Origin of the sequence: Buttiauxella massiliensis (assembly GCF_902500225.1) — a bacterium.
Lineage (GTDB): Bacteria > Pseudomonadota > Gammaproteobacteria > Enterobacterales > Enterobacteriaceae > Buttiauxella > Buttiauxella massiliensis.
Genome location: NZ_LR722676.1, coordinates 1 through 15,085 on the forward strand (window position 1 = coordinate 1; position 15,085 = coordinate 15,085).

Below are 15,085 nucleotides of genomic sequence, written 5' to 3' on the forward strand. Positions count from 1 at the left end.
GAAGTACGGGAAATCACGGAACGCTGGCTGAATGAATACAACAGTGAGCGGCCCCATGAATCCCTGAATAACCTGACGCCGGAAGAATACCGGCTGATGGCTGAGAAACCGGAAATCTCAAAAAGTGAATGGGCCATTTTGGTGGGATACTTACATTCAGACCATTTCTTTTTGGTAGAAAACCACGCCTTGGTCACTGCTTTGAATGTTCGGGTGTTATCACGCTTTGCTTTAAGTTCTTTGGCTTCGGTCTGTTTCTTTGCATTAGGGTCAATGCCCTGAGCAAGAAGCCTTCTGGCCTCGTCACGGCGTTGTCTTGCGTCAGCAAGTGAAACTGCAGGGTAGACACCTATAGAATAGAGTTTTTGCTTCCCTTCGAAACGGTAGGCCATTTGCCAGTATTTTGAACCTTTGGGGGTAACGCGAAGGAACATGCCAAAGCCATCGGTCAGCTTGTATTCCTTTTCAAGGGACTTGGCATTTTTTACTTTAGTATCAGTAAGTGGCATAAAGGCATCCCCCGTTTGTTGGTAAAAGCGCAATCGAACTACCATTACCAACATTTTTACCAGCAAATGGGTATGGCTTCGAGTGGTTTTTAGTGAACGAGGGTGAACGTGAAAGAAGGGATAACCAACTGATAGAAATGCAGAAAGCAGACGTTAGTGAACGTCTGCTTCCCTTAAATTGGCTCCTCTGACTGGACTCGAACCAGTGACATACGGATTAACAGTCCGCCGTTCTACCGACTGAACTACAGAGGAATCGGTTAACGGGGCGCATATTAGCGATGCGCTTCGGGCTTGTCAAAGCCTGTTATCACACTGCAAGTTTGTTTGCTGATAAAACAATCAAACCCGGCAATGCAGGCGTGCAGACATATCTTTACAGCACATCAGTTGCCAAACGAGAACGACTGGTTAAGATATGCGGTTCATATAGTGCGAGGGATTCATGTTTAAACGGAAGCATTTTGCAAAGTGGTTTTTATTGCTGGCATGTCTGGTGGTGTTAGTTTGCACCGCGCAACGCATGGCGGGATTGCACGCTTTGCAAATGAAAGCTGCCCAAAGCGTCATGCTCTCGCAAAGCAGCAATTCCGAAGTTGAAGATAACGCGCCGGTTACCCCCTGCGAATTGAGTGCAAAGTCATTACTTGCCGCACCTCCAGTGTTGTTTGAAGCTGCATTTTTTGTTTTCAGTCTACTTCTGGCGCTCATTGCACCATTACAAGCTGAACGATCATCGGTTTCTCCCGCCAGGGCATTTAGTTCGCCCACCCTAAGAGTCCATCTGAGATTCTGCGTTTTCCGTGAATGAAACACCGGCTGTTTAACACAGTTCGATAATTCATTTACGGAGAAAAAATATGTTGAGTCTTTTTAGGCGAGCGTTGCTCTGCCTGCTACTGCTATGGCTGCCATTTTCGTGGGCTGCGGAACCCGGCTGGCTTCAATCTACGGATAATCAACACGCCAGCGTTCGGCTGCGTGCAGATACCTCACTGCCAGGTGAAACCCGCGTCCTGCTGGATGTGAAACTGGAAGAAGGGTGGAAAACCTATTGGCGTTCGCCGGGTGATGGTGGCGTTGCGCCGACTATTGTCTGGAGCGATCCGGTAAAATCTGCCCAGTGGTTCTGGCCGACACCGCAACGTTTTGATGTGGCGGGGATCACCACTCAGGGTTACCACAATGCGGTCAGTATTCCACTGGCTCTCGATGGTGCTTTTACAGGGAAAATCGCAGGCGTACTTACGCTCTCGACCTGCAAAGATGTCTGCCTGCTGACAGATTTTCCCTTTGAAATCACACCAGAGAATGGCAACGCAGCTTTTGCCCACGATTATGCACAAGCGATGGGAAAAGTACCGCTTCATAACGGGCTAACCGATAGCCTGAAAGCGGGTTATCACAGCGCTGATCTGGTTGTGCAGGCCACACGTTCCGCAGGTTGGGAGAAACCCGAGCTGTTTTTTGATATGCCAGAGGATGCCAGTTTCGGTAAACCAAAATATCGTGTCGAAGGTGAAACGTTATGGGCAACCGTACCGGTTAGTGATGGTTGGGACGGCGCCGGGCCCGATCTACGTGGGCACAATCTTTCTTTGGTTATCGCCGATAACGGGATCGCTCAGCAAAGCAATGTCACGATAGCTGAAACGCCTGTTGTGCCTGAGGCTGGGGGCGACTTCGTACTCTGGCAAGTGTTACTGCTGGCCCTGCTGGGTGGGTTCATTCTTAACCTGATGCCATGTGTATTGCCCGTTTTGGGGATGAAACTCGGTTCCGTGTTACTGGCTGAAAAACAAGAAAAGCGCGTTATTCGCCAACAATTCCTCGCTTCATTTGCCGGTATTCTCGTTTCGTTTATGGCGCTGGCGCTGTTAATGACGGTACTGCGTTTGACAAACCAGGCTGTGGGCTGGGGGATTCAGTTTCAGAATGCCTGGTTTATTGGCTTTATGGCCGTAGTGATGTTGGTGTTCAGTGCCAATCTGTTTGGACTATTTGAATTCCGGCTTTCTTCGAAAGTGACAACCAGGATTGCTACGCAAGGAGGCAATGGCATAAGTGGGCATTTCTGGCAGGGAGCGCTGGCAACGCTGCTGGCAACACCTTGTAGTGCTCCATTCCTCGGCACAGCCGTTGCCGTGGCACTTGGTGCATCGTTGCCAACATTGTGGGGCATCTTTTTAGCACTTGGTGTGGGGATGAGCCTGCCGTGGCTGCTTATTGCCATGCGCCCTTCATTGGCATTACGACTGCCGAAACCTGGACGCTGGATGGTCTGGTTACGCCGCATCTTGGCAGTGATGATGCTGGGCTCAGCTTTATGGCTGGTTAGTCTGTTACCGGTGCATTTTGGGTCAGCAGTAAATACTCCCGTTAAAGAAAATATTGCCTGGCAGCCGCTAAGTGAGCAGGCAATTCAGGATGCAGTGGCGCAAAACAAGCGTGTATTTATTGATGTCACCGCCGACTGGTGTATCACCTGCAAAATTAACAAGTTAAACGTTCTTTCTCGTGAGGATGTACAGGCTGTGTTGCAAGAGCCTGATGTCATTGCATTACGCGGAGACTGGACACTCCCTTCAAAAGAGATAACCACATTCCTCAAACAGCGTGGGCAAGTTGGCGTGCCTTTCAACCAGGTCTATGGACCGGGCGCACCGGAAGGAAAAGCCCTGCCAACTCTGTTGACACGAGATGTCGTATTGAACGCGCTAAATGATGCGAAAGGAGATAAAAAATGAAAATGATCATGACGCTTGTACTGTTGCTGGCGACAACTTTTGGTGCCACTGCCGAGACGCAACCTAATAGTGAAGAACAAATACAGCAGATGATCTATCAAGCGTTGTATCACGATCCTGCCAGCCCACGGATCGGTGCTACTTCACCGAAATTAACCATCATTTCGTTTACCGACTACAACTGCCCGTACTGTAAAAAGTTCGACCCAATGCTTGAGAAGATTGTCGAGAAGTATCCCGACGTGGCGGTGGTGTTCAAGCTGCTGCCATTTCGTGGTGAATCATCATCGCTTGCTGCGCGTGTCGCCTTAACGACCTGGCGCGAGAACCCGCAGCAGTTTCTGGCATTGCATCACAGCTTGATGTCGAAACAGGGTAATCACACTGCAACCACTATTGATGCGGCGTTTGTCAAAAGTGGGGTGACAGTGGTTAAGCCTGATGAATTGAGTAGGGACACTCTGAATCTCAACCTTCAACTGGCTCGGGTCGTCGGTGTGGAAGGCACACCGGCAACATTGGTTGGCGATACCTTACTTGCAGGGGCAGTGCCATGGGAGTCTTTGGAAACGCTGGTGATAGAAAAGCGGGCGCAGGCCAATGAAAAGTAAATTAAAGCGCTGGGGACGTGAAGCGTTGGTGATGGTGGTTGTCCTCCTCACCATTGTTTTTCTAATGGACTGGTGGCGAGCGCCGAAACTGCCCACGGCTTTCGACAGCACACCACTTCATACACTAGATGGCCAGGCTGTAGCGTTGGGCACGTTGAGCGAAGAGCGCCCATTACTACTTTATTTCTGGGCCAGTTGGTGCGGCGTGTGTCGCTATACCACACCTTCTGTTGCGCAGTTAGTCGGAGAGGGAGAAAACGTGATGACAATTGCGCTACGCTCAGGCGAACCAGAGGATGTGACGCGTTGGTTGGCCCAGAAAAAGATCCATCTCCCTGTGGTCAATGATGCCTCAGGTGAGTTATCTCGCAACTGGCAGATTGGCGTCACGCCTACGTTGGTTGTGCTTTATAAAGGAGAGGTTGTCTCGTCAACGACCGGCTGGACTACGCTTTGGGGAATGAAACTACGTCTTTGGTGGGCCTCATTGTAATGGCAAGGACAGGCGCACCGTCATGGTGCGCCGATACCTCTAATGGGGCATAAGAGAACCACTGTTTCAAACTCATTTTTCCTCGTTTTAAATCACTTTCGCTTATTATCCAGTTTGTTAGCGCATCTGGTCGGATGTTTCTCAAAAGTGGCAAGCATATTGCAATTCCTTAGAGAGACATCACTGCCGAGACTGGCGTTGGCATTCCGTGTAGGGGGCAAAATGAATTTAAGACGACTGAAGTACTTCGTGAAAATCGTCGATATTGGTAGCCTGACTCAGGCCGCAGAAGTGCTGCATATTGCGCAGCCGGCGCTGAGCCAACAAGTTGCTACCCTTGAAGGTGAAATGGATCAGCAGCTATTAATTCGTACCAAACGCGGCGTAACGCCAACAGAAGCAGGAAAAATTCTCTATACCCATGCGCGAACTATTTTGCGCCAATGTGAACAGGCTCAACTAGCGGTTTGCAATGTGGGCCAAACTTTAGGTGGTCAGGTTTCTATTGGTCTGGCTCCAGGTACCGCAGCTTCTTCAATTACCATGCCTTTATTACAGGCAGTACGTGCGGAATTACCCGACGTGCTGGTCTATCTGCATGAGAACAGTAGTTCTGTCCTGAATGACAAGCTGTTAAGCGGCCAGCTTGACATGGCGGTCTTGTATGACCGTTCTCCAACGGCGGGCATCACCAGCCAACCGTTACTTAAAGAGGAGTTGTTTCTGGTCGGCACCCGCGACTGTCCAGGTCAGACAGTCGATCTTTCTGCGGTTGCCGAAATGAACCTATTCCTGCCGCGTGACTATAGCGCCGTGCGTAAACGTGTGGATGAAGCGTTCTCACTACGCCGCCTGACGGCAAAAATTACCGGTGAGATTGATTCTATCTCGACGCTGACGGCGGCAATTGCCAGCGGAATGGGGGTGACAGTGTTGCCAGAATCAGCGGCACGCTCGCTGGTGAGTTCAGCAAACGGCTGGATGGCACGTATCACCAGCCCATCACTGAATTTACCACTTTCGGTTAATTTATCGGCCCGTACCGCGCTGACCCCTCAGGCGCAGGCAGTGAAAGACATTTTAATGTCGCTGGTGGTCCGTCCTGCACAGGAAAATCGCGAACTGCTACTGGTAGGATGATTCGGCTTATTGCTAAATCGAATAAGTTGCTGGTTTTTATTATTTGTTATATCGGGGTTGCCACTTTAACAATAGTGTAAAGAATGGTTATGCCCCGGGGGCAATGTGAACTTCCAGCAACTCAAAATCATCCGCGAGGCGGCCCGGCGGGACTACAACCTGACCGAAGTCGCCAATATGCTTTTCACTTCGCAATCGGGCGTAAGCCGCCATATTCGTGAACTGGAAGAAGAACTCGGTATCGAGATTTTCATCCGTCGCGGTAAACGTTTATTGGGCATGACAGAGCCGGGTAAAGCTCTGCTGGTGATTGCTGAACGTATTCTTAATGAAGCCAGTAATGTACGTCGTCTGGCTGATGTATTTACCAATGACACTAGCGGTGTGCTCACCATTGCTACCACGCATACTCAGGCACGCTACAGTTTGCCGTCGGTTATCAAATCGTTCCGCTCATTATTCCCAGAAGTACGCCTTGAGCTAATTCAGGGGACGCCGCAAGAAATCGAGATGCTGCTGCATAACGGTACTGCAGATATTGGTATTGCCAGTGAGCGCTTAAGTACCGATCCCTTAGTCGTTGCTTATCCGTGGTTTCGCTGGTCGCACACTTTATTGGTGCCGCGCGGTCATCCACTGATCCATGCTAATCCCCTCACACTTGATGATATTAGCCATTGGCCGATTATTACTTATCGTCAGGGTATTACCGGGCGTGCGCGTATTGATGAAGCGTTCTCACGCCGTGGACTGACTCCAGATATCGTGCTGAGTGCGCAAGACTCAGACGTGGTGAAAACTTATGTTGAACTTGGACTGGGTATCGGTCTGGTGGCATTTCAGGCAAGCAGCGAGGAAGGGGAGTTAGTCAGGCTCGATACTCGCCATCTTTTTGACACTAACACCGTGTGGCTCGGTTTGAAGCGAGGTCAGCTGCAACGGAATTATGTCTGGCGATTTATTGAGCTATGTAATCCGGAGCTTTCGGTTGCGGATATCAAAAGGCTGGCACTTGAGCCAGAAGAAACGATATTGGATTATCAAATTTGATTCCCATTTACTGGTTAATGTATCAATATTTGGCCGCAGCAGAGGCTTATTTGCTCGAACCGTGATCGGTACGGTGCAAAATTCAGCAAACGGAGCGCGATGACGGAAAATTTCATTGACTCATCGCGTCAGGTAAGTAGAATGCAACGCATCGAACGGCAGCACAGCTTGCCAGAAGATAGTAAAATCAAATGATTAGCTTTAAGCTTAATTAATAAGATTTTGCGGGAATAGCTCAGTTGGTAGAGCACGACCTTGCCAAGGTCGGGGTCGCGAGTTCGAGTCTCGTTTCCCGCTCCAAATTTATGTAGCAGAGTTTCTGTTACAGCCTGCGAAGGTAAAAGGTTTTGGCGCGTTAGCAAAGCGGTTATGTAGCGGATTGCAAATCCGTCTAGTCCGGTTCGACTCCGGAACGCGCCTCCACTTTCTTCCCGAGCCCGGGTGGTGAAATCGGTAGACACAAGGGATTTAAAATCCCTCGGCGTTCGCGCTGTGCGGGTTCAAGTCCCGCCCCGGGCACCATGGGAATAAAAGCTATAAAATCAATGATAAAGCAGTGTCGTGGAAACCACCTTCGGGTGGTTTTTTATTGCCTGAAATTCACGTCCTGTGCGTATCCTGTGCTCACGGGGTGCAATGAAGTGCAACGTGCCGCCTGCTGATGCAAAAAACTCAATCAGATAACCAGTATTATCATGGATCCTGCACGTGTTATTTCCGGTACGTATCCGGTAACGGATACGCTCATTTTTCAGCACTAAGTGACTGATAGTGAGGATTCATCCGGTCCATCAGTCTATTCACTCGTACACCTCTATAAATCCCTTCTCTATATAGTATCTAATGTGCTTCGTCAGTGAAAATTGTGGATCATTTTCATTGAATCATTGAATCATTGAATCATTGCATTTTTCATGCACTGGTACTCACCAACGGTCATTCCTTCAAAAATGTACTAATTAATGTAGTAGCAGGAGCAATTTTCCTGAACACCAAACAGCTGATTACGGCCGCTCCAGTTTGAAGGGACTGAACGCTGGATTCTGAAGTCAGGACAATTAAGAAGATCACACTGGTGCACATCAGTTTTCTTGTGAGGATAACCCTTGAAGGGCATATCGAAGGTATGGGAATCCAGTTCAGCAGCGAGCGCTGTTTCAGTTAACTGTTTGTTTAACGGTGTTAAGATGCCATCTTTTCCTGTCATAGCTTGAAGTTCCTGAAGTGCTTTCAGGGCTATATCGAAATCTAAGGGTTGGGACATGTGTCATTCCTATTTGTCGGGATTTTAATGGAATGACACAGATTTCCAAGATTCACTGGAAACTCTTAAAATATTGCCTTACCAATTGCATGGCGTTTTCTTAATTCCGCCAACATTTGCGAGGAATTCATATCTATGGCCCATACTGGGCGTAACTGAAAATGAGGTTGATCAATAATCGTTTTCCAGGATCCGCCCCATTCAAGGCCAAGGTCAATCCCCATAGCACCAACAGCTTTATATTTCGCTGACTCTGCGAGATATTTGTTTCCCTCAAAAACACCAATATCAAATGCAATGGCAAAATTGTGGTTTGAATACCCGCCTTTGGCGTTGGTTACAATTTCTCCGCTTTTCGTTCTCCCTTGTGCGTAGAGTGCGTCTTGTTCAGCATATGTACGTAACCCGGAGATCACTTTGATAGTTATCCCAACTTCATTGGCTTTATGTACAAGTGCCCGTGCATAGTTTTTCACCTCCGGTAATAGCAATTCGATATTCTCCTCGCTCCTCGCATCGACTTCATCCAACTTTATATTGGCACTTAAACTTGGCTTTACTTTATTCTTTAAAATGTATTGATAGATAGTAGTCCAAGTTTGCGGCCCTGGTTTACCATCAATATCTATGTTTAATTCAGTTTGAATCTGACGAATTAACTCATTTATATTCATAACCCGAACCCTTTATTTACAATAGGCTATCTGAATTATTATAAATAATCTGAGGTTACGGCGCTCTCATGAAAATGGATGATTTAATATGCGTTGTTAATGGAATGGTATTTGTCACCTAACGTTAAGTAAGCAGCCTGTTTTCCCCGCTCCGGATTTAGCGTTACGCTATCCCGGTTCCGTTTCGTGTGGAAATCAGCGCATGAGGTGGTGAAGTCGAGGTGTAAGTGTCCCGCATAATCGCACCATTCATATTTAGAGATCTTCCGACATACACTCACGCTGGAAACGAAGGAGATCGCTATGCGTAAAGCTCGTTTTACTGAGCATCAGATCATCGCCGTAATTAAATCGGTGGAAGTCGGTCTGACTGTGAAAGATGTCTGCACGAGTCACTTTATTTACTGCGCGAATCACTACCTTTCAACAGTGGTATTGACAAGTAGATGAAAATTATCATCTCCAGCTTTTTATCTAATACTCAAGAGAGAGCATCATTCGTTTGAATGATGCATTTTGAATAAGCAATGCACTAGCATATCGAATATTGAAATTGTCATACCACATGAACGGCTCGAAGAATCCCCCAATCATAAGTGGCAAAGTTCTGCTTATGATTCCCCCAACTTTTGTCGACATGAGGATGCAGGAAAATGAGCATCGCAAAAACTGTGCTGTTGATGCGAGGCAATTCTGATCAGACCGTCGCCGATCTGAAGAAAGCCTTACTCAAGACGTTGGACAACGGAAAAATAACATTCCCAGGCTTGGCTTCCGGTAAGGACTTCAACGCTGACACCGAAACCGCACTGCGTGCATGGCAAAGCAGCGTCGGCTTGGTTGCTGATGGTATCGCGGGACCGCGAACTCTGACAGCCCTGGGCATTACCCCGTCGGTTAAACTGGCGGTCATCGTCGACAATAGTCTAGTAGCGAAGCTCTTTCCCTTTACCCGCACGTCCAATATCGCTAGCAATCTGCCCTATGTCACCGCTGCACTGGCAGCTTTCAACCTGACCGATGCAAATCTGGTTGCCGCCGCTCTGGGTACGATAAGGGCTGAGACCGAAGGCTTCATGCCGATCGCCGAATTACCCTCACACTTTAATACATTGCCCGGGCAGTTACCGTTCAGCAAGTACGAAAATAAGCTGGGCAACAATAATCCCGGCGATGGGGCGCGCTATCGTGGACGTGGCTTCGTTCAGTTGACCGGTCGCGAGAATTATGAGAAATACGGGAAATTGCTCGACATCGCGCTGGCTGAAAATCCTGACAGCGCCTGCGCACCCGAAGTTGCTGCCTGCCTACTGGCTGCATTCATTGGCAGCCACCGAGAACGCTTGAGCACCGCGCTCGCCAAAGGCGATCTGAAAGCAGCCCGTCAGGTCGTCAATGGTGGGAGTCATGGACTGGATCGTTTCACCGATACCTATCAGCATGCGCAAAAACTGTGGTCCACCGCTGCCCAACATATAGTAAACGCAAGGGCTAAGAACAAAGGCCAAGCCACAGTTCCTGCCACTACACGACGCAGTAGCCTCAATGTCTCGCCCGACGCTGCCGATCTCCGCGACCGCCCCTATATGCCGCCGCCCGTCTCGCTGCCTCAAAACTACCCGAATGACAAAGAGATCGCGCATTCCATCGGTACTTACACCAAGGCAGGCCTGATTCTTGACCAAGGCCTGGAAGGCGCTTGCACGGGATTTGGCCTGGCCTGCGTCATCAACTATCTACGCTGGCGCATGGCCGGAATGCCCTCGAAGATGGAATCGGTAAGTCCGCGTATGCTTTACAAATTCGCCCGTCGTTTCGACGAATATGAAGGGGAAAACTACGACGGGTCAAGCTGCCGTGGAGCACTCAAGGGCTGGTACAACAACGGAGTTTGCCTGGAGTCGAACTGGCGCTACGATACGGGCGATGATGCATTGCCGACAGCTGGATGGGATACGGATGCTGTCGAACGGACTCTCGGCGTTTATTACCGCATAGACCCCAAAGCAATAACAGACCTGCAGGCAGCGATTCTTGAAATCGGCGCCATCTATGTATCCTCATACACCCATCACGGTTGGGAAGGTGTCAAGACGAGCAATAAACCACCTTCTTCTCACACTGATCTTCCGCTCATACACTACGACGGTAAACCATCCCGTAGTGGCGGTCACGCCTTTGCTTTGGTTGGCTTCAACCGGGTTGGCTTTGTGCTCCAAAATTCCTGGGGTCATAACTGGGGTGCTGGCGGTTTCGCCGTGATCAGCTACACCGACTGGTTGGCTCATGGTATGGACGTCTGGGTAGCAGCAATGGGCATGCCAGGCGTAATATCCGACCGCCTGGCCAGTGGTTGTGGCGCACAGCAACTTGTCGCGGCTACCGGTACCACCCAAGGCAACTGGTGGGACGAACAGACCGCCTACCAGCACAGCATCGTATTGGGTAACAATGGCCGCGTCGATCGCTTTGATAAACTGGATGGCGTTACGCGTACCTTGCAAAACCAGGCCTGTGTTCTACCCGACACTTGGTTCCGTCAGAATGAACAGCCCATCAAGCGCCTGGTGATCTATGCACATGGAGGCCTAAACAGTGAAGGGGATGCCATCAAACGGGCACAAGCTATGGGACGCTACTTCCTCGGTAACGGTTGTTATCCGTTGTTTCTAATATGGAAAAGCGGTTTGCTCGAATCGCTAGGAGATATCCTCGCCGACAAAACCCGCCCCACAGTCTCGCCTATGGCTGGGAGCATAAGTAGTTGGCTGACCAATAACATCAGCGATCCGATCATAGAAAAAACAATCGGCCGTCCTCTGGCCCGTCCGCTATGGAGCGAAATGAAGGAAAACGCTGAACTGGCAACGGAAAGCGGGCGCGGCGGTGACCTGCTGAGTAATGCACTGCACTCACTGGCTAGCAGTTGGGGCGACAAATTCGAGTTGCACTTGATAGGGCATTCCGCTGGCTCCATCGTATTAGGCCGGTTGCTCAACAACTTGGAGCAGAAGAAACTGATCCCCAACATTAAGTCAGTTAATCTTTATGCGCCAGCCTGCACCGTCGCCTTTGCTAACCGGTACTATGCAACACAAACCAAGATCATGAGCAGGCTGTATCTCGACATACTTAGCGATCCCCGTGAGCAAGAGGATAACGTAGCGACCATTTATCAGAAGTCATTGCTCTATTTCGTCTCGAACGCACTGGAGGCTGATTTGCGTATGCCTATCCTCGGTTTGGAGAATGTCTATAAGCCCGAATATACCGACTGGGACGGCTCGTCAATTTCTGCTGAAACTCTGACCAACTGGCGCAATGCGATGGAAATCAGCAATCTTCGCGAGCGTCTCACCATTCACGAAGAGGAAAAAATCATCATGCGCCGCGCTACCGCCGACGGTACGACGAAGAAAACTAAATGCGCCTCGCATGGAGGCTTTGACAACAATATTGAGGTCATTGAGCAGACCCTGAAACGGATCACTGGTGGCGAGCTGACACTACAGGTCGACGATCTGATCGGTTTCTAGCCACTATCAGAAACGTTCGCAACAGATGAGCCCAGTTTTCATCTGTCTGTTAACAGGCAGTTGAAGAGCCAAGCTATTCCAAGTCGGCGCCGCCCGCCGCGATCATGAAATCATAGCAGGCGAACACCAATCATGATGCAAGCTATGGCGAAAATGGGCGTTGTTGAATTAATCAAAAATGAGCCATATTTCAAGAAGAGGGCTTAAAGAATGTATGATTATTTGAGAGGAAGGCGAGAGTATTGTTTTGTTTTTCTAATTTTAATTTTTTTTTGTTTTAATGCAAATGGAGAAAATGCAGAAACGCAGTATAAAGCAGTTCAAAAAACTTACGAGGAGAGCACTGGTACATTCAGCATGGCACTTCTCCGAAAATATACTAACGACCCGCCACGACAGTTATTTCTTACAGAAGAACTACCAACAACCTTTCGCTGGAACGATCTTGCGGGTGCGACTCTCCGCTTGGAATTCATTATAGAATTCGACGGACAGCAAAAATATGATAGTTGTACTGCAACGCTGATCCAGCCCAACCAAGTCATCACTGCGCATCATTGCATACCAGGCAATGAACCATGGAAAGTCATCAAGGCCAAGGTAGTTAGTTATGATTCAGTACGAGGTATCCTGGCTCAGGAGAACGTAGACTTGGTATCATCGCCATTACTTTCGTCGAATACTGAAGATGTATCGGTGCTGGCTTTGAGCACGCCATTTCCAGATTCATTCAAACCTTACCCAATGAATATCAGATCGCCAATTCCGGGTGAAACACTGGTGATTATTAGTTATCCATTAGGACAAGCGAAGCGACTATCTAGCGGTAACTGTCGAGTAGGTAACGATAAAACGGCAATGCCGAGCCAGTTTAATCATTACTGTATGACGTTTCCTGGTAGCTCAGGTGCCTTAGTCGTAGCTCAAACTGATGGCGCAGTTGTAGGCGTTCACTCCCAAGCGTTTGACGCAGGAGCTATAGCTAATACTCTTTCAGATGTTAAGGATGTTACTAACCTCAAAATAAATAAATTATCCTCTCCGAAAGATATAGATACCAGTGGGTCGGTATTAGGGGCGGAGATGTTGGCTAGGGGATTTGCTGAGGCTATCCGCAACGGAGAGTCGGAGTCTTGGCTCAAGGTGATGCTAAATGAGCAATCAAATTTGAATTTATTGAATAAGGAACTCAAGTTAACCCGTACCGCCATTGAACTAGACTCTGTGAAGGCTATGAACGATTTAATAGCCGTGGGTATCGAGTTGTCAGCTAATGATGCAACTATGTACCTGCCGACAAAAATCCACGGCCCATGGACAGCTGAAAAACAGGGAATGTTGAATTATTTGCTGAAGCATAATGCAACTGTAAGACTCAATCCAGATACAGGGCTACCGATATTTTGCGGACCAGATGTGTTAACAGTGGTAAAAAATACTTTTGCGGAGAACGGTCATGATCAGAGCAAGTGTCATAAACCATAGTATTTTTACAATGGGGATATTGTTTTTATCATTAAATTGCTCAGCCATCGAGCTTAATAAGGAGCAACTCGCGGCTGCGCAAGCTGTTGCTGACAAGATCACCGACGCTTTACCCACACAAATGACTACACCCAATGTTGGGTGCTCTAACGCTAATCCATTCGTTGTTACTGGGAACGACGATAAATTAATAACTTCAGCAATAAATTCCGCAGTGAGGGAGCGCCGTCCGAGTATCACGATTCAATTTTCGCCCGGGGTACCACTCCAGGGGTTTCCTATATCAGTAGCTGATGCGCTAAACCGGGTTCAACTAGCAGGTGGCAGTGTAAAGGAGAAGAAAGATACCGGGGATCAAGCTGCAGGGATTCTGCTCGCTTGGGCGGGCGCACAACTTGGGAATCTGGTGACTCAGGCTGTGAATGCTTTATTGGGGGCTATCGTCGATAAATGGGTAACTAATAATTACAAGGGATATAACGCAATATTGTCCTATCAGCATAGCCAAAAGACAGGAAACATTTATACGAAGGTAACTTTGTCATGCAAGTAAAAATGAGCAAATACTACTTGATTGGAGGGGGCGTTGTATTAGCGCTTACAGGTTGCGCAACTCTTTCCCAACAGCCCGAACAAAACCCTCATATAGCCACAGGAACAGAAACAGGAAGTTTTTGCCAACGGTTAGCGCATGTGCTGGTCAGGGGGACAGAGAATAAGTTTAATCATGGTTATTTTTCCGAAGTTAAAGGTAACCGTATTAATGACGATCTATTTTATGCCACGGTAAATATCGGAGAAGCGTCCGAATGCGTTATCGATTATGGCTCAGGAAAATACGATGTTGATTACATCTGCTATTACGGTCAAGCTGATGATACGCAACGCGGAATACTTGTTAAAAAAATGAATGAGTTAGAAGTCCAAGTTGATCAATGTCTCGCTCAACAGAACACCTTTTCCTATTCAGAAAAAGGGATTGGAAAACCTCGGTATTCTAATCTAGGTCGGCACGACAATGAAGTGAAGTTTCGTGATCGATGGAGACATCAAGGAGTGACTATCGAGATTAAGCCAACTGAGGACGATACAAACCTAAGCGAATTAATCATGACAATCAAATCACTTTAAGTGCGTTAAGGGGCTAAAATCTAGCAATATCGGCAGTCAGGCACATAACTGGACTGACGCACTCTCTGCTCACATTGTCGATAACGTCATCGACCTGGCAAACCGACTCGACCTGCAACTGGTGGCCGAAGGTGTGGAGAACGAGGTGCAGTCTGCCTACCTGAGGGCGCGTAACGTGACCTTCCTGCAGTGCCGATGGGGGAGTTTGCCAGGGTGTTACTCTGTTGATGTTATCGGGTGTGAAATACTCAGGAGTGAACGGAGCAAGAAGCGAGAGTCACTGTCGGCAGGTGGTATTTTCAGAATTATCGACTATGCCTGTAAGTATCCCAGCTTTAGTTCCACGCACTTTTTGAGATTTCCGGTTTCTCAGCCATCAGCCGGTATTCTTCCGGCGTCAGGTTATTCAGGGATTCATGGGGCCGCTCACTGTTGTATTCATTCA

11 protein-coding genes, 4 tRNA genes and 5 pseudogenes are annotated in these 15,085 nt (G+C 48.4%); 15 read left to right on the plus strand and 5 right to left on the minus strand.

The genetic code is table 11. The annotated features are described in order from the left end of the window. Nucleotides 1-132: pseudogene (locus GC128_RS22570) on the plus strand (integrase core domain-containing protein); the annotation flags it as partial. A 23-nt stretch (nt 133-155) separates the two neighbouring features. Here GC128_RS22570 and GC128_RS22575 read toward each other — a convergent pair. After that, nucleotides 156-509 (minus strand): annotated as a pseudogene (locus GC128_RS22575) (Arm DNA-binding domain-containing protein); the annotation flags it as partial. Between the two features lie 179 nt (nt 510-688). Next, nucleotides 689-764 (minus strand) — tRNA-Asn (locus tag GC128_RS22580). 190 nt (nt 765-954) lie between these two features. Here GC128_RS22580 and GC128_RS22585 point away from each other — a divergent pair. The 9 genes from GC128_RS22585 (at nt 955) to GC128_RS22625 (ending at nt 7,072) form a co-directional block, all read left to right on the plus strand. After that, nucleotides 955-1,320 (plus strand): copper resistance protein, encoded by a 366-nt coding sequence (locus GC128_RS22585; RefSeq protein ID WP_151996155.1) that lies wholly within the window; start codon nt 955-957, stop codon nt 1,318-1,320. Nucleotides 1,321-1,369: 49 nt separating this feature from the next. Continuing rightward, nucleotides 1,370-3,256 (plus strand): cytochrome c biogenesis protein CcdA, encoded by a 1,887-nt coding sequence (locus tag GC128_RS22590; RefSeq protein WP_151996156.1) that lies wholly within the window; start codon nt 1,370-1,372, stop codon nt 3,254-3,256. Continuing rightward, nucleotides 3,253-3,867, plus strand: a complete 615-nt coding sequence (locus GC128_RS22595) for a DsbA family protein (protein ID WP_151996157.1) — start codon at nt 3,253-3,255, stop codon at nt 3,865-3,867. The genes GC128_RS22590 and GC128_RS22595 overlap by 4 nt, the downstream gene beginning before the upstream one ends. Then, nucleotides 3,857-4,360: a protein disulfide oxidoreductase gene (locus GC128_RS22600; protein WP_151996158.1), complete on the plus strand. Its 504-nt coding sequence runs from the start codon at nt 3,857-3,859 to the stop codon at nt 4,358-4,360. The genes GC128_RS22595 and GC128_RS22600 overlap by 11 nt, the downstream gene beginning before the upstream one ends. Before the next feature lie 222 nt (nt 4,361-4,582). Then, entirely contained in the window at nt 4,583-5,500 is a 918-nt protein-coding gene (gene nac / locus GC128_RS22605; RefSeq protein WP_151996159.1) for a nitrogen assimilation transcriptional regulator NAC, read from the plus strand. 105 nt (nt 5,501-5,605) lie between these two features. Continuing rightward, entirely contained in the window at nt 5,606-6,550 is a 945-nt protein-coding gene (gene cbl, locus GC128_RS22610; RefSeq protein WP_151996160.1) for an HTH-type transcriptional regulator Cbl, read from the plus strand. Nucleotides 6,551-6,774: 224 nt separating this feature from the next. Next, a tRNA-Gly gene (locus GC128_RS22615) sits at nt 6,775-6,850 on the plus strand. 49 nt (nt 6,851-6,899) lie between these two features. Beyond that, nucleotides 6,900-6,973, plus strand: a tRNA-Cys gene (locus tag GC128_RS22620). Between the two features lie 12 nt (nt 6,974-6,985). After that, nucleotides 6,986-7,072 (plus strand) — tRNA-Leu (locus tag GC128_RS22625). Nucleotides 7,073-7,676: 604 nt separating this feature from the next. Here the strand turns inward: GC128_RS22625 and GC128_RS22630 are convergent. Together GC128_RS22630 and GC128_RS22635 are read right to left on the minus strand one after the other, a co-directional pair. Continuing rightward, nucleotides 7,677-7,814, minus strand: a pseudogene (locus GC128_RS22630) (IS256 family transposase); the annotation flags it as partial. Between the two features lie 65 nt (nt 7,815-7,879). After that, on the minus strand, nt 7,880-8,488 hold the full coding sequence (locus tag GC128_RS22635; protein WP_151996161.1) for a M15 family metallopeptidase: 609 nt from the start codon (nt 8,486-8,488) through the stop codon (nt 7,880-7,882). 303 nt (nt 8,489-8,791) lie between these two features. Here GC128_RS22635 and GC128_RS23210 point away from each other — a divergent pair. The 5 genes and pseudogenes from GC128_RS23210 to GC128_RS22655 form a co-directional block, all read left to right on the plus strand. Then, nucleotides 8,792-8,908 (plus strand): annotated as a pseudogene (locus tag GC128_RS23210) (transposase); the annotation flags it as partial. Nucleotides 8,909-9,141: 233 nt separating this feature from the next. Further along, nucleotides 9,142-12,024 (plus strand): peptidoglycan-binding protein, encoded by a 2,883-nt coding sequence (locus tag GC128_RS22640; RefSeq protein WP_151996162.1) that lies wholly within the window; start codon nt 9,142-9,144, stop codon nt 12,022-12,024. Between the two features lie 210 nt (nt 12,025-12,234). Further along, complete coding sequence (locus GC128_RS22645; protein WP_151996163.1) at nt 12,235-13,509, plus strand: trypsin-like serine peptidase; 1,275 nt, start codon at nt 12,235-12,237, stop codon at nt 13,507-13,509. Next, on the plus strand, nt 13,481-14,062 hold the full coding sequence (locus GC128_RS22650) for a hypothetical protein (protein WP_151996164.1): 582 nt from the start codon (nt 13,481-13,483) through the stop codon (nt 14,060-14,062). The genes GC128_RS22645 and GC128_RS22650 overlap by 29 nt, the downstream gene beginning before the upstream one ends. Beyond that, nucleotides 14,053-14,640, plus strand: a complete 588-nt coding sequence (locus tag GC128_RS22655; RefSeq protein WP_151996165.1) for a hypothetical protein — start codon at nt 14,053-14,055, stop codon at nt 14,638-14,640. The genes GC128_RS22650 and GC128_RS22655 overlap by 10 nt, the downstream gene beginning before the upstream one ends. 335 nt (nt 14,641-14,975) lie before the next feature. Here GC128_RS22655 and GC128_RS22665 read toward each other — a convergent pair. Further along, nucleotides 14,976-15,085, minus strand: a pseudogene (locus GC128_RS22665) (integrase); the annotation flags it as partial.